Source organism: Pseudodesulfovibrio sp. S3, from assembly GCF_004025585.1.
Classification (GTDB): domain Bacteria; phylum Desulfobacterota; class Desulfovibrionia; order Desulfovibrionales; family Desulfovibrionaceae; genus Pseudodesulfovibrio.
Genome location: NZ_QTZO01000001.1, coordinates 107,084 through 127,377 on the forward strand (window position 1 = coordinate 107,084; position 20,294 = coordinate 127,377).

Sequence of the window (20,294 nt, forward strand, 5' to 3'; positions counted from 1 at the left end):
TCATGAGCAAGCACATAGCCATGGAAATGAACTACCCTGGATGGATCGAAAAGCTCATCGAGAACAAGGATGAGATCCAGGCAAAAGAAGCCGTGAGAGCCGAGTTTGAAAAACTTGTGGAGGGGCTTGAACTGGCGTTGCCGCAAACGGCAATTTGTGAATCTCACATGCAGGGAGATTGTCGAGAGTTCAAGAGGCTGAGCTTATTTGTAAAATATCACTCAACCTACTGGATTAGAGAGGGCGGCTGCAGTCTGTGCAGCAAGCGCCACTGGCTTGCGACATGGTGCATTCTGCCTGGTCACTTTGAAGAAGAGATCGAGATAGCCAAACAAGTGGCTGAAGACTTTGACCGGCATTATCCTTATCTGGGCATCCTTTCGATGCCCTATGAATGGTGGCAGATATGACTTTACCAGCGACATATTACGATTTTATTCGAGAAGTGCGCCCCTTTGTGCTTGATCTGACAGAGCGGGATGCCAAGGACTTGAGGCGCAGGCCAGAGCCACCGACCTCAATCCAAAGCGTTGACGATTACGACAGCCGCTTTGAAGAGTGCGTTGAACAGGTTGATTTGGGTATTCTGAATTATGCAGCACAAGAAACTGGGTACAGCATTGAACAACTCAGACCACATCTGCATGATGCGTTACCACAGATGCGTGCAGAGTATGCAAGCTTGTATGGCATCGTGAATCAGGAATACCATGTGGCTCTAAATTTTGCCTTGGCAGGTAAGAAAACTTTCCATTTTAGCGACAACCTTGCTGAACACTTGGCAAATACGGAGATCAACCTCAAAGGTCCTCTGATTCAATTACCATTCCCGACCTGTCTCTTTACCTTTACGTCAAGGACAGTTGTGGATGCCATGCACAGCATAAATGGTAAAGAAAATCATGGCCTAGATTACTCGGCTCCAATTTCAGCCTTCCTCACCATGCTTCCTGCGGACGAAGGTTTTGTTGGCAGAAAGCTTATTATCTGTGCATGGCACGCACGTTGCCCGGACACATCTTATTTGATGCTTAAGCGAGAACTGTTTTTAGGGGACGACTGGACATTGGAACAAGCTTTACACACAGACTGGGAAACGCTTACGCCGGACAATCTCGGGCCAGGAATCAGTGTTGACATTGAAAGCAAGGAAATAAACTCAGAACACGACGATGTTTTTTATACCGATGGCCTTGCGTTCTATCGGATCGTGTTGAACGCAGTGTTGTACTTGTCTTCCGATGAGGTTGAGTTGATTCCCCAGGACAGTCCTCGTAAAGAAATGGAAGCACGCCTTGAAGGGCTTTCATCGAAGTCCAAAAGGAGAAAGCTTCTCCAAAGGGCTGAGCGACATTCCAGCCTTGATTACAACGAAGTAGGCGCTTCAGTTGGAACCATTGTAATCAAGAAAGACAACGCTGAAGATGGATCTGGGCCAGATATCCCAAAAGGCAAGCCTCTGGTCCGTTTCATGGTGCGTGGTCATTGGCGGAATCAGCCTTGTGGCCCTGCTCGGCAAGACCGAAAGCTAACCTGGATTCGGCCGTATTATAAGGGGTCTGATCTCGCAGCCACGATTAACAAACCATATGTGGTGAAATGATTTCAGTTCGGTGCTATGGTCGAGTCCGTAACCAATGCCCAAGCATCTCAATCTTATCCTCAAGAGGAGGCATGACATGACATTTCTATAGGTAAAATAAAACCATAGGAGGTCTGTCATGCCTGACTATCGCTGGTCGCACTACCTCACCGCTCCGTGGGAGCTGGTGGATGAATGGTATCGTGCGGTCAAATTCGGTATCCGTAATCTGTTCCAGTGGTTTCCTGTCGTGTGGCCCGACCGGCACTACACGTCCTGGGGATTGTTCAACGTCATGCGCTACAAGCTCGTGCTGATGCAGCGCGAGTTGAGCCGTAATCCGGACTACGTGGGCGCTGAGTGCGACCTGCACTTGATGCACGTCTGCGAATTGCTCATCGACCGCTACTTCGCTGACGAGTACAGCGAGCATTGTTTCAAGTGCCATGAGGAAAAGTGGGGCGAAATGCGTAGCTTCTGGGAGCCGTCCTATGACCACGAAACCGGCGACATCGATCCGGATTACTGCATGTCGTTCACGGATTGGCCAAACGCCACCACCCCAGAGTTGGAGATGAAGGCTTGGAAGGAACTGCGTGCCTGTTATGAGCATGAGCACAAGCTCGCAGATCAGGACATCCAGTACCTGTTCAAGCTCCTGAGCAAGCACTGCCGCCGTTGGTAGGCAAAAAGAAAGGGACGGTCTGATTGACCGTCCCTTCAACCAACAATCTCTACGCTATATCAGCAGCCGTAAATACGGCTTCAGCAGAAAAGAGCCTAGCGCCCTTCACTTTCTCAACCGCACTTTCAACATCTTGCGTAAAGAGCACAACAACAAGATCCTTCAGAGCTCTAGAGCAACAGACATAAAACAAGCGGCGAGTGCGATCGATAGAAGAATCAATTCCGTTGGCCAAATTGTTTTTATCGGTGGCTGTCAGTTCTTTTATCCCCAATAGTTTCTCGTATGAAAATAATTTATGGGCACTTCCTTCTTCTTCGTCCAGGACAACTAGCACTCTTTCAAACTCGGCTCCCTTTATTCCTTGATGGGTATCATATGGGGATTCTTCGTTTATGTATCTATGGTATCCCCACAGTTCTTTGGCTTGGCAATTATAGTAATTAGCAAGGGCAGCTTTGTCCTTTTCCAACTCCTCTGGGCTAAACTCCCCACCTATCGGAACCAACGCAAACCTATCGTCCAAATCGACCAGGTTATTGTCGTCGGCATATTTTAAAACGTCTGAAACAGTAGCCTTATCGTCAAGTAACAACTGCGCCAATGAACTAACGTTCTCTTTGATTGCTGCCAACAATTCTGGCTTATTGGGAGCTTTCTCAAATTTCGCTTTTGACAGCAATGGGCATTTCTGCCGGAGCAGTTGCATTACTGAAAAATTGTCACCATCAGTAAATGCTGCAACTAGCGGCAGCAAGTAATCTCTGAATGGCCGCAAAGACCAATGCGAGTCTTCTGTGAATCCAATGCTAAAGGACTCCGGAGTTCTGTCATTGAAGGCTGCATAAAGATTCGCAAAGTCGAGTCGTTTTGCCGCCATTCGATGAACAAGCACTAGAATCTTTACATCCGATTCCTCTGTGTCCTGGGTCCACAACGGATCATTTCCCTCTTGGGCCAGCCACTCTCGAACCTGTTGTAAGTAGGCTCCTCTATTCTCATCAGCAGGAAGGATGACAAGTTGCGCAGTGCCATCCGCCTGTTCTTTACCAGGGATTTGAACCAAATCGCCCACGTCTGCACGGATATTGTTTATCACTGACAACACGCTGTCCGGGCTTCGGAAATTCTCAGGCTTTGTAACTTTTTCCCAAGTGTTCTCTTGACGGATATCACCAACTCCGGTCGCATAAATCTTTTGCATCGGGTCGCCAAAAAAGCCTAAACAAAAGTTCTTTGATTCTTGGATAAAAATAGCCCTTAAGGCCTCCACAAAGACTTCGAAAGTGTCTTGGCTCTCATCAACAAAAAAAAATGGATATTTACGAGCAACGATATTTCTAAAAAGAGTACTTCCCAGCATGATTTCAGGAACAAGTTTGATTATGTCTGAATGCCCCAATATGCCATTGGCATAATCACTTCCTGTCCCATAATCGAATTGATCAATGCTGCCTATGACACCACAAAGCGCTTTGTAGTGCTCAATTTTTTCGGAATCTTTATCTTTTGTCTTTTGCTGAACTTTAGGACCATAGTTTGCCTGTTTTTCAGTGAGCTCATCAATGTCCAGACCAACTTTGTTTTCAACCCACTTCTTGATGTCGCTCTGAAAAGGCCTCACCAACTCCCAAAGAAAACTATGAATCGTTGAAACATGAAAAAGGGGGTCGTTTCCGACGTCCTTCCATATCTCTTGAGTCGCAACCTCGGTGTAGGTAATACATGCCACTTTTTGACCATTTTTTCGTAAAGAGCCACCGAATGCATTCTTGATGTGTTGCAAGGCTTTAATCAGCGAGGTTGTCTTGCCCGAACCGGCACCAGCAACCATGCTGAAGCTAACAGGTGGGATTGAGTCAAGATATTCCCTAATGCTGACGTCGGTAGGAGTATCAGGCTTCCCAGCTCTACTGATCAGCATCTGTCACCTCAACATCAGTCCGAGGTTCGCCCTGCAAGCTTTCGCCCGAGAAAACCAGATTTGATGCTAACCACTTCAGCCCTTCATCAATGTATACAGGCACGTCCCACCCTTCACCTTCAAGCAAAAGGCCAAGCGCAAAATTTGTTTTTTTAAATGAGTTACCGCTCACTCGTATGAAGAGCTTTTGGGCAACTTCATCCAGTGTAAACCGATTCATTTTAGTGATCACTCTCAGGCCAAGATGCTTCCGGCTTAAGTCCTGGCTCCATTCCAAGTTTTCCAAAGCAAAAGTTTCTTCTAGGGTTCGCCCGACCAATTTCTCCTCTTGCCCTTCCCATGCGACTGTTTGCAGAGTCTGATAGGCGATACGGACTTTCGCAGGACAATCTTCTGACAACACAATCTCTTTCTTTGCTTCATCAACTGCAAGAAGATCGGCTATATTGGTAAGGCCGGGGATCCACTGCTTCAAAGCTTCATTGGAAGTGACTGCTCCTTCCTCCGAAGTCCTACATGCGCCTGCCTTGATCTCCTCATCTCCTTCCTCAGCCTTTTCCTCGATATCCTTTTTGAGCCTCACGCTATCAATATCCGTAATCACCAACGTAGTTATCCCCAGGAAGTCAATCAACTCTTTGAAACGATGAGCATAGGCTCCACCGACTTCCAGAATGCTTAAATATGCAGATCTTAGCTCTTTAGCAGATTTTTCAATCATAATTGGCAGCAACAACCTTTCAACATTGCCTTCAACCAAGATTGCTCCATCAGCGAAAAACAGATCACAGTGGGTCAATTTCATATATCGCTGGAGGAACTCCAAAGCTTCATGACGCGCTGTGTCGATATCATCGTAACCCTCGATTTCAACATCATGAATCTTAAACAACGATAAGTTCAGAACAGTTGATTTTTGTTCAATGGCCGGGCAGATGCTCCTGCGGAAATATCGGATAGGCGTAAAGCCACTTTCATATATAATATGAGGAGAATGAGTCGTCACAACCAACTGGCTTTCGTAACCGAAATCATCTTGGCCAGGTTGTCTTAAAATATTCTGGACCTGACGGATGAACACCTGCTGAAGCTGGACATGAAGGTGAGCCTCGGGCTCTTCGACAAAAACTAAATGTAGTGGAGGACGGACTTCAGAGGCTATCCAATGTTCATGAAAATCCAACAATTCCACAGCCATATATATCAAGTTCTTGTAACCCAATCCATTGTAGTGATCTGGCAAAGAGAAATTCTGTTCAAAGCCACTAGGAAAATTCGGATTATTGATAGTATAATGTACTTGAGCACCTTGGTTCAGGAGGCTTTTGGGATTGAGAGCCGATTTGATTTCTAGTTGAGGGTCATCAAATCCAGGATACTTTAGCTTAGCTAAGCTATCCATCATCGGTTTAAACACACTTTTCAGGTGTGAATTCAAACGTTCCTCTGAATCAACCAGAGCCTTCATAGCCTCGTGATCATCTTCATGTTTTTCTAAATTACGTTCATAGAATCGACTAAACCGAGTGGAAAGATTTTCGGCTCGACCACCGGAGGAGTGTTCATCTGTCAGATGTCGCTGTGCATTAAGAAAATCAACCCTTAACAAAGAGCCAACAACCTTCGATCCCGATTTTGTTCCAGTGCCTCCAAGTGGAGCCGGCTGGTACCCTGCTATGGGACTAAATTTTTCATCAAATTGTTCATGATCGAGAACATAGTAAAAAAGGGCATACTCTGAATCTAGTTGCTTCTTTAGGAAATCAGTGAGTGTTTGGGGCCAAGGGCGGTACTTGGAGTCCTCCTTTATTCCTTCTTGAGCTTTAGTTATTGCCTCATTGAATCGATCAATCAGTCCAGCCGGATCTTTGGGTGCATATTCGATCCTCACCCCAATAGGAGCATCTTTCCAGTCCAAGCTTGGGAGTAGGTCGATCACCCTATGAATATCCTGAGACTCAACCTCAAACCAGAGGTCAAGACTGATTTTTGGCATCTCCAGTTCTTCACCCTTATCTCCCCAGTTGACTCCTATGATGTCAAAAGTTTTCCAGCACTCGACATGAAAATCATAAAGATTAAACCGCTCCTTAGATTGGCCTAAGAAGAGTTTAAAGGCCTGCGTTGCTGATGTTTTGCCACTGTTATTAGCTCCTACAAAAATCGAGGTCTTGGGATCCAGTTCAACATGAACATCTTTGAGTCGACGAAAGTTCTTTAATTGAAAAGATTTTATCAGCATTCGCAGTAATCCTTCATAGGGTTCTCCAAAAATAATAAGCAGTTGCCTCACCATATGCCTATTCAGCTTAACACTCAACAGAATGTTTGATAAATGTATTTAAGTATGACGGTGTTCAAATTCTACAAAACGAAGGAATGGTCATGAAATTTGGAGCTACGACTGAAAAATTTGTCTTGAATTGTTCAAATGGAGAGACAACCCTGCGAAGCCTATCAATCGCGTATAGATGTCGAATAAAAAAACTTAGAAAAGTTTTAAAAAGCATAGACATTGAAGCTATATACAAGAAGAATTTTGATGATATCGACATACAGCAACCAGAGTATTTGTATAATTACGTTGAGCAGCATTTAGGCACCCCAAAGAAGACAAGCTCTCGATACTGGTTCCACCTTACAAGGACAAAGAAGAATAACATGTTTGAAGAAGGGCTTTATCCGCTTTCCAATGTCCTCGATACCCTTTGGAACACCCTTGAATCAATATTTGATGATGCGGAAATCAGAGACAGGCTCAGAGCAATGCGCGACGGAAGCGTCAAAAGTGATCACTATAACCATAAGAAGCGCAGCGAGGTTGACCAAGGCCCATTTGGAATTGTTGTTCGAGAAGTCGCATTTCACCTTAAAGACCTGGGGCATCACGATTACTTGGAATTTCCAGAAATATTACAGGACATCTGCGATGGCTATTACAAGCAGCACAATGAGATGATCTACGACAAAGTTATTCAGGCGTTGCACCCATGTATAGTCGCAATAAAAAGCAATCACGAGGCGAGCAAAGCTTGTATCATTGGAGCCTTGTACTATGCGTACACACACGCCAATAATAAGCCTGTAAGCGGAGCGTCTGTCATTGACGTAAACTGTGGAGGCCAGCCTGTTCCTAGTCCCAATGAGAGACCCCCCAGCTCTGCTGGGGCGGCCATAGAAGTTTGACTTATGCGGGAGTAGCATGAAGCCTCCCCCCTTGTGAGCTGCTCTAAGTGAGCAAGGGAGAGGCTTCAATGAAGTGCAATTCAAGCCTATGTCATACAAAATGGGACTGCAAGTACCATATCGTTTGGATACCTAAGTATCGGCGTAAGGTGCTGTTTGGAAAGCTGAGAAACTACTTGGGAGATGTGTTCCATAAGTTGGCAGCACAACGCGAAAGTAAAATATTGGAAGGGCATCTGTGTGTCGATCATGTGCACATGTATATTGCAATTCCGCCTAAATATGCTGTGTCCCAAGTGGTTGGGTACATAAAGGGCAAAAGTGCGATTCACATAGCTCATGAAGTCCAAGGCCGCGCAAGAGGGTTTGCAGGGCAGAACTTCTGGGCGCGTGGTTATTATGTCACGACAGTGGGTCGGGACGAAAAGGTGATAAGAGAATACATCCGTAAGCAAGAGCACGAAGACAAGCGGATAGAACAATTGAAATTCCGCCTTTAGGCGGTTCTTAAAGCCACTTTGAGTGGCTCACAAACTCAAGCCCCCGGCTTTGCCGGGGGTACTATGACTTCGGAAATTGTTGACATCTCTTTTGTTTAAGGAGTCATACGATTAGTGTGTTCACCAGGGGGTGCATAACCCAGCAAAAAAGCGAAAGGTCCCCTTGCATCCTGCAAAGGGACCTTCTACGTTGTACTGACTTGATATTATTTATTTTGTGCGTTTCCTACATAATGCCGTTATGCGGTTTGGAAGCGCTTGCCGCCTATCCGGCAATCCTTGCTTCGGCCTTGCGGGATTCGATGAGCGAGGCGGCGCGTTGGGCAAGGTAGGTGATCTCGGGCTTGGACACCTGGTCGTCCGCGCCTACGGTCTCACCCCGGTGGCGGAGTTTTTCCGTGATGAGCGAGGAAAAGAGGATGACGGGCAGGTCCTTCAGCGCGGGGTCTTCCTTGATGCGTTTGCACAGGTGGTGGCCGTCCATCATGGGCATCTCTATGTCCGATACGACGACCTGCACATAGTCTGTGACAGGGCGGTTGTCGTCGAGCGCCAGTTTTTTGATTTCTTGCAGACGGTCCCAGCACTCTCTTCCGTTGTTGGTCTTTTCCACCTGAAATCCGGCCTGGCCGAGCATGTCGCGGATCATTTCGCGGATGAGCGGCGAGTCGTCGGCGATCAGGGCCTTGTAGCCGCTGTTGCCGTCGAAGATCACGTTGTCATCGAACTTGAGCCGCATGTCAGGATTGAGTTCCGAGACAATGCGTTCCAGGTCGAGGATGAACACGATGCGGTCGTCGAATTTTACCACGCCGGTGATGGAGTCGGAGGACAGGGCGGAAACATATTTGTTGGGGGCGTCGACGTCTTCCCAGGAAATACGGTGGATGCGGGTCACCCCGGAGACCATGAAGGCGGAGGTGACCTGGTTGAATTCGGTGACGATGACCTTGGGCGGTTCGTTTTCAACACGCTTCTTCTTGAGCCAGATGGACAGATCGAGCAGGGGGATGATGCGGGACCGCAAGTTGAAGGCTCCGAGCACTGCTTGGTGTGAAACTTCCGGCATCTCGGTGACTTGCGGCATTCGAATGATTTCAAGAACCTTGGCGACGTTGACGCCGTAGTATCCCTTGCGGCTCGGCTTGAGAGCGCCTTCGACGGGGTGGACTTCCTGATTCAGTTCCATGTCTCCGGATTTGGGCTCTTCTTCCAGATAGAACTCAACGATTTCAAGTTCATTGGTGCCCGCTTCAAGCAGGATGTCGGTCGACTCAGTGGCCATGGCACTACCGTTTCCTTGTCAAAGGTACGAAATGATTAAGGACGACTGGGCCGTTGTAAACGTTATTGGTGAATTACGTCAACCGGGGAGGTTTCCGCGTCCGTTTCAGCGGGTTCCATCTCTGCTATGGCCCCGACAGTCTGTTCCAGGATTTCCCATGTCTTGCATTGCAGCAGTGAGCCGCGCAGGGTTCGAATACCTCTGAGTCCCTTGGCGTAGCGGGGAATGATGGAGCGAATCTTGCGGAAGGACCGACCATCGCCTTCGTATTCACGGGTGAGTCGGATATGTTCGAGGATGATGGCGGCCAAGGATGTGCCGTCACGGGCCGGAAGGGCAGTCCCCTGGCGCAGGGCCACGTACCTGGCGAAAATGGAGGGATCGTAGAGTGCGCCTCGTGCGAACATGATGGTGTCAATGCCGGTTTCCTCAACGCAACGAAGCCCGTCTTCAGCCGTGAACAGGTCGCCTGACCCGATCACGGGTATGGATACGGCTTTTTTCAGTTCCGCGAGTTTGGACCAGTCCGCCGTTCCGGCGAACATCTGTTTGCCGTACCTCGGGTGCAGCGTGACCCAATTCACACCGACGTCTTGAAGCCGTTTTGCCAGGTCGATGAAGACTTCTTCACCCTTGTTGAAGCCCAGGCGGAATTTGACGCCGACCCGGCCGCCCTGGGGATGTTCGGCCGCTTTCTCCACCATGATGGAGGCGAGGTTCACCAGCTTGTCGAGATCTTGCATGAGCTGCACGCCGGAGCCGGATTTGAGGACCTTGCGTACCGGGCAGCCGGCGTTGAGGTCGAAGTTCCGATACCCCATGGACACCAGCTTTTCCATGACTGGTTGGAAATAGTCGGCTTCGGAACCGAAGAGCTGGAGAACCATGGGATCGTCTTCTGGGCAGGTGGCCAGCAGGCGGCGTGTCCCCGCATTCTTGAAAGCCATGCCTTTGACGGAAATCATCTCGGAGCAGGCCACTTTGCAGCCGTTTTTCTTGGCCAGAATCCGGAAGGGGAGATCCGAGTAACCGGCCAGCGGGGCAAGCCACGGGGAATCAGGGGTAATTGAAAATGTCGTCATGGTGGGAAGCTCATACGAACTCCAAGGAAGGGAGTCAAAGGGAAATGGGGGGGGCTGTCCCGGCTTTCGACTACGAAGTGCCGACGGTCGCGAAGTGCCGAGGTGCAAAGGGGCGTGTGTGTGGTTTGCGTGTCATTGGTTTTGACTCTGAATGTACACAGTGCAGTTGCGGAATGGGTTGCGGCCTGGCCGAAAGTATGCGCATGATCAGGGCCGATGCGGTAATTCGAGTCTGTTGAGGCGTGTGTGCATTGGGAAATAATTTAAAAAAAAACAGGATCAGGGTTGACAAACAACTGCTTTTATCATTACACCGGCCCGTCTTCAAGCGCAAGGCGGCTCCAACCCGAGTTCGGGAAAAAAGGTCGTTGAAAACTCTTGATTTTTGAAATAGCGGCGTATATAGACTTCGTTCCCAGTGAGCTGGCGTAGCTCAATTGGTAGAGCAGCTGATTTGTAATCAGCAGGTTGCGGGTTCAAGTCCCATCGCCAGCTCCATATGATATTAATGGTGGGGTTCCCGAGTGGCCAAAGGGAACAGACTGTAAATCTGTCGGCGTACGCCTTCGGAGGTTCAAATCCTCCCCCCACCACCATTTTTTTGAATCACGCTGTAGGAGGCCGGTCCGAGAGACTGCTGATGGACTACAGGGAGTGAGCGGGAATAGCTCAATGGCTAGAGCATCAGCCTTCCAAGCTGAGGGTTGCGGGTTCGAGTCCCGTTTCCCGCTCCATTTTTAGCCGTCCCTCCATCCATCATCATAAATAAATACAGCGTGAGCAATTGGTTCGCGTAGCTCAGTCGGCAGAGTGCATCCTTGGTTAAGGATGAAGTCCAGGTTCAAATCCGGTCATGAGCTTCATAGGCGTTTTTTTTGTTTGTATTGACTTGTCAGCAAGTATTTAGAAATAGAAACCTACATAACTTTATTGATCCAGGGGGTTATTGAAATGGGTAAAGCTAAATTTGAACGTAGCAAGCCTCACGTTAACATCGGCACCATCGGTCACATCGACCATGGTAAGACCACTCTGACCGCTGCCATCACCAAACTGGCTCACATGGCCGGTCACGGCGAATACGTCGCTTTCGATCAGATCGACAAGGCTCCCGAGGAGAAAGAGCGCGGCATCACCATCGCCACCGCCCACGTCGAGTACGAGACCAACAATCGCCACTACGCCCACGTGGACTGCCCCGGTCACGCCGACTACATCAAGAACATGATCACCGGTGCCGCCCAGATGGACGGCGCTATTCTGGTCTGCGCAGCCACCGACGGTCCCATGCCCCAGACCCGTGAGCACATCCTGCTTGCCCGTCAGGTCGGCGTGCCCGCCATGGTCGTCTTCATGAACAAATGCGACATGGTCGACGACGAAGAGTTGCTCGAACTGGTCGAACTCGAAATCCGCGAGCTGCTTTCCAAGTACGAATTCCCCGGCGACGACATTCCGGTCATCCAGGGTTCCGCCCTGAAGGCCCTGGAATGCGATGACATCAACGATCCTGCTGCCAAGCCCGTTCTTGATCTGCTGGAAGCTTGCGACTCCTACATCCCCGAGCCGCAGCGCGACATCGACATGCCCTTCCTGATGCCCGTCGAGGACGTCTTCTCCATTTCCGGTCGTGGTACCGTTATCACCGGTCGTGTGGAGCGCGGTATCATCAAGGTCGGTGAAGAGCTTGAAATCGTCGGCATCAAGGACACCATCAAGACCACCTGCACCGGTGTCGAGATGTTCCGCAAGCTGCTCGACCAGGGCCAGGCCGGTGACAACGTCGGTCTCCTGATCCGCGGCGTGAAGCGTGAAGAAGTGGAACGCGGCCAGGTTGCTGCCAAGCCCAAATCCATCAACCCGCACACCAAGTTCAAGGCCGAGGTCTACGTCCTCTCCAAAGACGAAGGTGGCCGTCACACCCCGTTCTTCTCCGGCTACCGTCCGCAGTTCTACTTCCGTACCACTGACATCACCGGTGTGGTTACCCTGGAAGAGGGCGTCGAGATGGTCATGCCCGGCGATAACGCCACTTTCAACGTCGAGATGATTCACCCCATCGCCATGGAAGTCGGTCTGCGCTTCGCTATTCGCGAAGGTGGCCGTACCGTCGGCGCCGGTGTTGTCACCGAGATCGTGGAGTAATCATGCGAATCAATATTCAGCTGCAGTGCACCGAGTGCAAGCGTAAGAATTACGCAACGCAGAAGAACAAGAAGAATACTACCGGTCGCCTGGAAGTGAAGAAGTATTGTCCTTGGGACAAGAAACACACTGTCCACAAAGAGTCCAAGTAGTTTCGATAGTGCAGGGGTATAGTTCCAACGGCTAGAACGCCGGTCTCCAAAACCGGATGTTGGGGGTTCGAATCCCTCTACCCCTGCCAATATGAGTCTTTGAAAGCGGTGCGGGGTCTTGCCCTAAACAGCAAGGCCCCGCCCAACCGCTCAATAATTTGGGAAAAGAGATATGGCCAAAAAGAAAGGCAAGAAGGCCGCTGAAAAGCAGGCCACACAGAGTCTGGCAGCCGGGCCGATGGGCAAGATCAAGGAATTCCTGGAATTCTTTGAGGAGTCCAAGGTCGAGATCAAGAAAGTGGTCTGGCCGACCCGCAAGGAAACTGTCACCACGTGCATCGCCGTGCTGGTCGTTTCCGTGGTCATCGCTCTTTATCTGGGTGTGGTTGATCTCGCGTTCTCCAAGATCGTCGAGACCATCCTCTCCTAGGACCAAAGCTACCTGCAAAGGCTGGAACACAACATGGATGCCACATTGGAACAAGCTGCACCTCGCACCCGCTGGTACATCGTTCACACCTACTCTGGATTTGAGCAGCGTGTCGAACAGACCGTCCGCGAGATGATGCGCACAGGACAGGACAAGGGCCTCATTGAAGAGGTCGTCATGCCCACCGAAAAGATCGTCGAAATGGTCAAGGGTGAGCGCAAGACGTCTACACGCAAGTTCTATCCTGGATACATCATGATCAAGATGATTCTGACTGATGATTCCTGGCATCTCATCCAGTCCATTCCGCGTGTGACCGGATTCGTTGGCGGTAAGAACCGTCCGACCCCCATGCGTGATAGTGAGGCGGAGAATATCCTCAACATGATGGAAAGCCGCCAGGAGAAACCCCGTCCCAAGTTCAATTTCGAACGAGGTGACGAGGTGAGGGTCATCGACGGCCCATTCAGCGGCTTCAACGGTGTTGTGGAAGAAGTCAATTACGACAAGGGTAAACTCAAAGTATCCGTCTCTATCTTCGGGCGTCAGACTCCAGTGGAGCTGGATTTTGTCCAGGTGGACAAGGGATAGCCCATATTGTCGCTAACAGCGAAATTTCTCATCGAGGAATACAATGGCCAAGAAAGAATTAGGAAAGATTAAACTGCAGATTCCCGCTGGCAGTGCAAACCCCTCCCCGCCGGTCGGTCCGGCTTTGGGTCAGCACGGCGTGAACATCATGGAATTCTGCAAGGCGTTCAACGCCAGGACACAGGACCAGAAAGGTCTCATCATCCCGGTGGTCATCACCGTGTATGCAGACCGTTCCTTCGATTTTATCACCAAGACCCCTCCGGCGGCCGTACTGTTGCTCAAGGCAGCCAAGCTGGAAAAGGGCTCCAGTGAACCCAACAAGGAAAAAGTCGGCAAGGTCACCAAGGCTCAGCTCAAGGAGATCGCCGAACTGAAGATGGTTGATTTGAATGCCAATGATCTCGAACACGCCATGCTTCAGATTGAGGGTACAGCCCGCAGCATGGGTATCGAAGTCAAGGGTTAGTGAGGAAATAAAAATGCCTAAGCATGGAAAAAAATACCGCAACGCTGTTGGTGACCGTGATATCGCTTTGCGTGTTGATGTCGAAGAGGGCGTGAAGGCCGCTGTCGCAGCAGCCTTTGCCAAGTTCGACGAGACCGTTGATGTCGCCATCAACCTCGGCGTGGATCCCAAGTATTCCGATCAGATGATCCGTGGCGCTGTCAGCCTGCCCAATGGGCTTGGCAAAGACATACGTGTCGCTGTCTTCTGTAAGGGTGAAAAGGAAAATGAGGCCAAGGAAGCCGGTGCCGATTTCTACGGTTCCGACGAACTGGTCGAGAAGATCCAGGGCGGCTGGTTGGATTTCGACAAGGCTGTCGCCACCCCTGACATGATGGCCGTGGTCGGTAAGATCGGTCGTGTGCTCGGACCCCGTGGCATGATGCCCAACGCCAAGACCGGCACCGTGACCATGGATGTGGCCAAGGCCGTCACCGAACTCAAGGCCGGTAAGGTCGAGTTCAAGGTTGACAAGGCCGGTGTGCTGCACGCCCCCATTGGTAAGGTCTCCTTTGGCCCGGAAAAGCTCCTTGAGAATCTCAGGGCGCTGCTGGACACCGTCATGCGTCTCAAACCTTCCTCTGCGAAGGGAACGTACATGAAGGCGATGGCTGTTTCGTCCACCATGGGACCTGGTGTCAAGGTTGATCCCTTGACCATCCGGAAATTCCTGGAAGTTTAACAGTATTGGAATGCCGGACTTCCTCTTGGAAGTCCTGTAGATAATTGCACGGAAGGTTGAGTCAGAGACGGCAGGTGGGGCTGTGATCCCTTAATATCCTGCTCAGACAAAGCTTTGACCTGCTTTCCGGGCCGAACGACGAGGAGTGGTAGATGAACAGGCAAGAAAAGGCCCAGATCATCGAGCAGCTGCACGAAAAAGCTTCGCGCGCCAGCATCGCCGTCGTCACCGATTTCAAGGGGATTTCCGTCGAGGAAATCACCAAATTGCGCTCCAAGTGCTTTGAAGTCGGCGTCGACTACCAAGTCGTCAAGAATACCCTGGCCCGGTTGGCTCTCAAGGATACCGATCACGGTGAATTGAGCGAACACCTTAAAGAGAACTGCGCTATTGCGCTTGGGTACGACGATCCCGTCGCCCTTGCCAAGGCGTTGGCCGACTACGCAAAGACGAACAAGAAGTTCGCCCTGCGTTTCGGTACTCTGGAAGGCCAGTTTCTTGACAGCGATGCAGTAAAGGAACTTTCCAAGATGCCCAGCAAGCCTGAGCTCTTGAGTTCCGTACTCGGCACTATGCAGGCAGTACCCCGCAATTTCGTGTGCTTGTTCGCAAACATCGAACGCAAGTTCCTGTACGCCTTGACCGCAATCAAGGAACAGAAAGAAGCTGCGTAAAAACAGGTTCAAAGCGAATCAATTTTAAGGAGATTTACAATGGCTGATATCACCAAAGAACAGGTTGTCGAATTCATTGGCAACATGACCGTCCTGGAGCTTTCCGCATTCATCAAAGAGCTGGAAGAAGTCTTCGGCGTGGAAGCTGCCGCTCCGGCCGCTGCCATGATGATGGCTCCCGCTGCCGGCGGCGAAGCTGCTGCCGATGAAGAGCAGACCGAATTCAACGTTGTGCTGACCAATGCCGGTGGCAACAAGATCGCCGTCATCAAGGCTGTCCGCGCCCTCACCGGCCTGGGCCTGAAAGAAGCCAAGGCAGTTGTCGACGAAGCCCCCAAGGCAATCAAGGAAGGCGTTTCCAAGGATGAGGCTGACGAGGCCGCCAAGCAGCTTCAAGAAGCTGGCGCCGAAGTTGAAGTTAAGTAACTTCAGCACTTTAAGCTAACAAAGCGAAGAGCGCTCGCCCTCGTAATAAGGGCGTTGCGCTCTTTGCTCTGTATGTATTATACTGGTTAAATCGCCTTACGCTTTTGGGTTTTCACGCTGTATGATGAAAGTCTGCTCCTCGTCGGTGTGCCGGGGTTTTGGTTCCGGCTACAGCTTATCTACCCAATTATCGCACCGGTCGCGTTCATAGGCCGATGCGTCGACAGAGGGTAAGGGCTTCCCATAAGCCCCGCGCCCCAACCATCAACCGCTCATGCATGAGGGTACAATGGGTCAACTGAGAAAAAAATTCGGCAATATCGTCAACACGCTCCCCATCCCGCACCTGCTGGAACTCCAGGTGGATTCGTACAATCGTTTCCTCCAGGTGGATACTCCGCCTTCCAGCCGTGGTGATTTTGGACTCGAGGGTGTGTTCAGGTCCGTTTTTCCCATTGAAGATTTCAACAAGACCGCTAGCCTTGATTTCGTTTCCTATGAAATCGGCGAACCAAAATACGACGTCGATGAGTGCATCTCCAAGGGTTTGACCTATGAGACGCCCATCCGTATCACCGTCCGTCTCGTAGTTTTTGACGTTGACGAAGAGACTGACAACCGCACGATTCGAGATATCAAGGAGCAGGACATTTACTTCGGGACACTCCCGTTGATGACCGAAAAGGGAACCTATGTCATCAACGGTACCGAACGCGTAATTGTCAACCAGTTGCAGCGTTCACCCGGCATCATCTTCGAGCATGATTCCGGCAAGACCCACTCCAGCCGCAAGGTGCTGTATTCCAGCCGCATCATTCCCATGCGCGGCTCCTGGTTGGATTTTGATTTTGACCACAAGGACATCCTGTACGTGCGCATAGACCGCCGCCGCAAGATGCCCGTTACCATACTGCTCAAGGCCATGGGACTGTCTCGTGTCGACATTCTCGATTACTTCTACGACATCGAATCCTACACCTTGCTCAAGAACAAGGTGCAGCGAAAGGTCGTGGCGGACCAATTCCGCAAGGAAGTGGCCTATGTCGACATCAAGGTCGACGACAAGGTCCTGGTCAAGAAGGGCGCGGACATCACCAAGGGCGCGTGGAAAAAGCTCGTCCGCAATGAAGTCAAGGCCATCGAGATCGACCCTGACTCCCTGGTGGGCCTGTTCCTGGCTCGCGACATGGTCGACAAGAACGGCGAGGTGATTGCCGAGGCGGCCGACGAACTGACCGTGGAACTGATTGAAAGGCTTCGTGATGCCAAGGTCAAGGATCTGGACGTGCTGCACACCCGCGGCATGGACGTTTCCTCTGCCCTTCGCGACACCCTGCTCCTGGACAAGACCACGGATCTGGAAACCGCGCAGATCGAAATCTATCGCCGGTTGCGTCCCAGCTCCCCGCCCACGCCCGAGATCGCATCCAACTTCTTCGAGAACTTGTTCCGTTCCTCGGACTACTATGACCTGTCCAGCGTGGGCCGTTACAAGCTCAACTCCCGTCTGAATCAGGAAGTGGACCTGGGCGTGCGCACCTTGACCAACGAGGATATCCTCCTGGCGGTCAAGGAACTGATGCGGCTCAAGGATTCCCACGGTCCTGCCGACGATATCGACCACTTGGGCAACCGTCGTGTGCGCCCTGTGGGCGAACTGGTAGAGAACCAGTATCGCATCGGCCTTGTCCGTATGGAACGCGCCATCAAGGAACGCATGTCCCTGCAGGAAGTTGCCACCCTGATGCCGCATGACCTGATCAACCCCAAACCGGTTGCAGCCGTACTCAAGGAGTTCTTCGGAACCTCTCAGCTCAGCCAGTTCATGGATCAGACCAACCCGCTTTCCGAAGTCACGCACAAACGCCGTCTTTCCGCATTGGGACCCGGCGGCCTGACTCGCGAACGTGCGGGCTTCGAAGTGCGTGATGTGCATACTTCGCACTATGGACGCATCTGTCCCATTGAGACGCCTGAAGGACCGAACATCGGTCTGATCGTCTCTCTGACCACTTATGCCAAGGTTAACGACTACGGGTTCATCGAGACCCCGTACCGTAAGGTGGTGGACAAGAAGATCACCGACGAAATCACCTATATGGATGCCTCCAAGGAAGCCAAGGAAGTGGTGGCCCAGGCCAACGCTCCCCTGGATGCCAACGGCGTCTTCGTCAATCCGCGCGTCAATGCGCGTCTGGCAGGCGATGTTCAGCTGACCGCAGCCGAAGAGATCACCTGCATGGACATCAGCCCGAGCCAGACGGTTTCCATCTCAGCCGCGCTGATTCCCTTCCTGGAACACGATGACGCCAACCGTGCGCTCATGGGTTCCAACATGATGCGTCAGGCCGTTCCTTTGCTGCAAGCCGAGGAGCCGCTCGTCGGTACCGGCATGGAAGGCCCTGTCGCCCGCGACTCGGGTGCCTGTGTCCTGGCCGAAGAGGATGGCGTTGTCCATTATGTGGACGCCGAGCGCATCATTATCAATTACGACAAGGGCCGCTACCGGAACTCCGGCGGGGCCAAGCATTACGAACTGCAGAAGTGGCACAAGTCCAACCAGAACTCCTGCTTCGGCCAGACGCCGCGCGTCCAGGTCGGGCAACGTGTCCTCAAGGGCGCGGTCCTGGCGGACGGTCCGGGCATTGACCATGGCGAACTCGCCCTGGGCAAGAACCTGCTCGTGGCCTTCATGCCCTGGTGCGGATTCAACTTCGAGGACTCCATCCTCATCTCCGAGCGTATGGTCAAGGAAGACGTCTACACCTCCATCCATATCGAGGAGTTTGAACTGGTCGCCCGTGATACCAAGCTCGGACCCGAAGAAGTCACCCGTGACATCTCCAACGTGTCCGAGGAAATGCTGCGGAACCTGGACGAATGCGGTATCATCCGCATCGGCGCCCGCATCAAGCCCGACGACATCATGGTCGGCAAGATCACGCCCAAGGGCGAGACCCAGCTGACTCCGGAAGAGAAGTTGCTCCGGGCCATCTTCGGTGACAAGGCGCGCGATGTGAAGAACACCTCCCTGAAGGTGCCGCCGGGGATTTCCGGTACCATCGTTGACGTCAAGGTCTTCAACCGTCGCTCCGGTGACAAGGATGACCGTACCAAGGCCATTGAGGATGCTGAACTTGCCGCATTTGACGTCAAGGAACAAAAGCATATCGCCGCCCTGACCGACGCTGTCCGCGAAAAGGTGTGGGAAGCCGTCAAGGGTGGCAAGCTCAAGAAGGATTTGGTCAACTCCAAGAAGATCACGGTCATCAAGACCGGTGAGGTCGTTGACCGTGAGGCCCTGGACTCGGTTCCGGTCAAGAAGCTGATCGGTCTCTTTGATCGTGAAGCCAACGACCAACTCAAGTTGATCGTGGCCGATTACGAACAGCATATAGCCTTCATAAAGAACATCTATGACATCAAGCGGGAGAAAGTCACCGAAGGTGACGATCTGCCTCCGGGCGTCATCAAGATGGTCAAGGTTTACGTCGCGGTGAAGCGCAAGCTCTCCGTGGGTGACAAGATGGCCGGTCGTCATGGTAACAAGGGTGTTGTCTCCTGCATTCTCCCTGAGGAAGACATGCCGTTCTTTGAAGACGGCACCCCCATGGACATCGTCCTGAACCCCCTGGGCGTTCCCTCCCGTATGAATATCGGGCAGATCATGGAAACGCACCTGGGCATGGCCGGCCGCAAGCTCGGTCAGCAGGTCCAGGCCATGCTCGAAGACAGCGGCAAGGCCGTCAAGGACATCCGCAGGGATGTCAAGGACATCCTTGCCACGTCGGAAATAAGCGATCTGATCGATACGTTGTCCGACGAGGAATTCGTGGATGCTGCCAAGAAGCTGAAGAACGGTATCGTCGCCAAGACGCCCGTTTTTGACGGTGCCAACGAAGAGGGCATATGGGGCTGGTTGGAAAAGGCCGGTCTCGCATCCGACGGTAAGTTCATCCTGTTTGACGGCCGCACCGGCGAACCGTTCCACAGTCGTGTCACCGTGGGCATCATGTATATATTGAAGTTGCACCACCTGGTCGACGAGAAGATCCACGCCCGGTCCACCGGCCCGTACTCTCTCGTCACGCAGCAGCCTCTGGGCGGTAAAGCCCAGTTCGGTGGCCAGCGTCTGGGTGAGATGGAAGTCTGGGCCCTCGAGGCCTACGGCGCCGCCTATCTTCTGCAGGAATTCCTCACCGTCAAGTCCGACGATGTGCAGGGCCGCGTGAAGATGTACGAAAAAATCGTCAAGGGCGACAACTTCCTGGAAGCCGGCTTGCCGGAATCCTTCAACGTCCTGGTCAAGGAATTGATGTCGCTGGGTCTGGACGTGACCCTGCACTATGAAGACCGCAAACGTCCCGCACAGCAGGGTTTTGCAGCTCCGGCACCTTACAAGCCGCTGGTTGACTAGACCCTGACTGGTACAAGGTAATAGG

The 20,294-nt window shown here is 51.6% G+C and carries 18 protein-coding genes and 4 tRNA genes; 18 read left to right on the forward strand and 4 right to left on the reverse strand.

The features are described from left to right. Window positions 1-2 precede the first annotated feature (2 nt). The 3 genes from DWB63_RS00515 (at window position 3) to DWB63_RS00525 (ending at window position 2,267) form a co-directional block, all read left to right on the forward strand. Window positions 3-410: a hypothetical protein gene (locus tag DWB63_RS00515; RefSeq protein ID WP_128326847.1), complete on the forward strand. Its 408-nt coding sequence runs from the start codon at window positions 3-5 to the stop codon at window positions 408-410. Beyond that, window positions 407-1,603, forward strand: coding sequence for a hypothetical protein (locus tag DWB63_RS00520; RefSeq protein WP_128326848.1), 1,197 nt, complete (start codon window positions 407-409; stop codon window positions 1,601-1,603). Before DWB63_RS00515 ends, DWB63_RS00520 begins: the two co-directional genes overlap by 4 nt. A gap of 118 nt (window positions 1,604-1,721) precedes the next feature. Then, a complete protein-coding gene (locus tag DWB63_RS00525) occupies window positions 1,722-2,267 on the forward strand; it encodes a hypothetical protein (protein WP_128326849.1) in 546 nt (181 codons plus the stop codon). A 49-nt stretch (window positions 2,268-2,316) separates the two neighbouring features. Here DWB63_RS00525 and DWB63_RS00530 read toward each other — a convergent pair whose 3' ends face one another. Then, entirely contained in the window at window positions 2,317-4,191 is a 1,875-nt protein-coding gene (locus tag DWB63_RS00530) for a UvrD-helicase domain-containing protein (protein WP_206613108.1), read from the reverse strand. Next, the gene (locus tag DWB63_RS00535) at window positions 4,178-6,487 is read right to left on the reverse strand and encodes an ATP-dependent endonuclease (protein ID WP_206613109.1); all 2,310 of its coding nucleotides are present in this window, start codon (window positions 6,485-6,487) and stop codon (window positions 4,178-4,180) included. The genes DWB63_RS00530 and DWB63_RS00535 overlap by 14 nt, the downstream gene beginning before the upstream one ends. Before the next feature lie 89 nt (window positions 6,488-6,576). Here DWB63_RS00535 and DWB63_RS00540 point away from each other — a divergent pair, with 89 nt between their 5' ends. Both DWB63_RS00540 and tnpA read left to right on the forward strand, forming a co-directional pair. After that, window positions 6,577-7,377 (forward strand): hypothetical protein, encoded by an 801-nt coding sequence (locus tag DWB63_RS00540; protein ID WP_128326851.1) that lies wholly within the window; start codon window positions 6,577-6,579, stop codon window positions 7,375-7,377. 68 nt (window positions 7,378-7,445) lie between these two features. Continuing rightward, the gene (tnpA, locus tag DWB63_RS00545; protein WP_128326852.1) at window positions 7,446-7,877 is read left to right on the forward strand and encodes an IS200/IS605 family transposase; all 432 of its coding nucleotides are present in this window, start codon (window positions 7,446-7,448) and stop codon (window positions 7,875-7,877) included. A gap of 265 nt (window positions 7,878-8,142) precedes the next feature. Here the strand turns inward: tnpA and DWB63_RS00550 are convergent, their stop codons facing one another. Together DWB63_RS00550 and DWB63_RS00555 are read right to left on the reverse strand one after the other, a co-directional pair. After that, window positions 8,143-9,162, reverse strand: a complete 1,020-nt coding sequence (locus tag DWB63_RS00550) for a chemotaxis protein (protein WP_128326853.1) — start codon at window positions 9,160-9,162, stop codon at window positions 8,143-8,145. 62 nt (window positions 9,163-9,224) lie between these two features. Next, window positions 9,225-10,244 (reverse strand): tRNA-dihydrouridine synthase family protein, encoded by a 1,020-nt coding sequence (locus DWB63_RS00555; RefSeq protein WP_128326854.1) that lies wholly within the window; start codon window positions 10,242-10,244, stop codon window positions 9,225-9,227. Window positions 10,245-10,666: 422 nt separating this feature from the next. On the opposite strand from DWB63_RS00555, the gene DWB63_RS00560 reads away from it, so the two are divergent. The 13 genes from DWB63_RS00560 to rpoB all read left to right on the forward strand — a co-directional run bounded on the left by DWB63_RS00560 (window position 10,667) and on the right by rpoB (window position 20,269). Then, window positions 10,667-10,742 (forward strand) — tRNA-Thr (locus DWB63_RS00560). Window positions 10,743-10,754: 12 nt separating this feature from the next. After that, window positions 10,755-10,840: transfer RNA gene (locus DWB63_RS00565), tRNA-Tyr, on the forward strand. Window positions 10,841-10,902: 62 nt separating this feature from the next. Next, a tRNA-Gly gene (locus tag DWB63_RS00570) sits at window positions 10,903-10,978 on the forward strand. Window positions 10,979-11,195: 217 nt separating this feature from the next. Further along, window positions 11,196-12,389, forward strand: a complete 1,194-nt coding sequence (gene tuf / locus DWB63_RS00575) for an elongation factor Tu (protein ID WP_128326855.1) — start codon at window positions 11,196-11,198, stop codon at window positions 12,387-12,389. 2 nt (window positions 12,390-12,391) lie between these two features. Beyond that, window positions 12,392-12,541, forward strand: a complete 150-nt coding sequence (rpmG, locus tag DWB63_RS00580; RefSeq protein WP_128326856.1) for a 50S ribosomal protein L33 — start codon at window positions 12,392-12,394, stop codon at window positions 12,539-12,541. A gap of 12 nt (window positions 12,542-12,553) precedes the next feature. Beyond that, window positions 12,554-12,630, forward strand: a tRNA-Trp gene (locus DWB63_RS00585). An 83-nt stretch (window positions 12,631-12,713) separates the two neighbouring features. Further along, window positions 12,714-12,971, forward strand: a complete 258-nt coding sequence (gene secE, locus DWB63_RS00590; protein WP_128326857.1) for a preprotein translocase subunit SecE — start codon at window positions 12,714-12,716, stop codon at window positions 12,969-12,971. A 33-nt stretch (window positions 12,972-13,004) separates the two neighbouring features. Then, window positions 13,005-13,562 (forward strand): transcription termination/antitermination protein NusG, encoded by a 558-nt coding sequence (nusG, locus tag DWB63_RS00595; protein ID WP_128326858.1) that lies wholly within the window; start codon window positions 13,005-13,007, stop codon window positions 13,560-13,562. Window positions 13,563-13,605: 43 nt separating this feature from the next. After that, window positions 13,606-14,031, forward strand: a complete 426-nt coding sequence (gene rplK / locus DWB63_RS00600; RefSeq protein WP_128326859.1) for a 50S ribosomal protein L11 — start codon at window positions 13,606-13,608, stop codon at window positions 14,029-14,031. A 13-nt stretch (window positions 14,032-14,044) separates the two neighbouring features. Next, complete coding sequence (gene rplA, locus DWB63_RS00605) at window positions 14,045-14,752, forward strand: 50S ribosomal protein L1 (protein ID WP_128326860.1); 708 nt, start codon at window positions 14,045-14,047, stop codon at window positions 14,750-14,752. Between the two features lie 152 nt (window positions 14,753-14,904). Next, window positions 14,905-15,426: a 50S ribosomal protein L10 gene (gene rplJ / locus DWB63_RS00610; RefSeq protein WP_128326861.1), complete on the forward strand. Its 522-nt coding sequence runs from the start codon at window positions 14,905-14,907 to the stop codon at window positions 15,424-15,426. A 39-nt stretch (window positions 15,427-15,465) separates the two neighbouring features. Next, window positions 15,466-15,852, forward strand: a complete 387-nt coding sequence (rplL, locus tag DWB63_RS00615) for a 50S ribosomal protein L7/L12 (RefSeq protein ID WP_128326862.1) — start codon at window positions 15,466-15,468, stop codon at window positions 15,850-15,852. Between the two features lie 289 nt (window positions 15,853-16,141). Further along, on the forward strand, window positions 16,142-20,269 hold the full coding sequence (gene rpoB, locus DWB63_RS00620) for a DNA-directed RNA polymerase subunit beta (protein WP_128326863.1): 4,128 nt from the start codon (window positions 16,142-16,144) through the stop codon (window positions 20,267-20,269). Window positions 20,270-20,294: the final 25 nt, after the last annotated feature.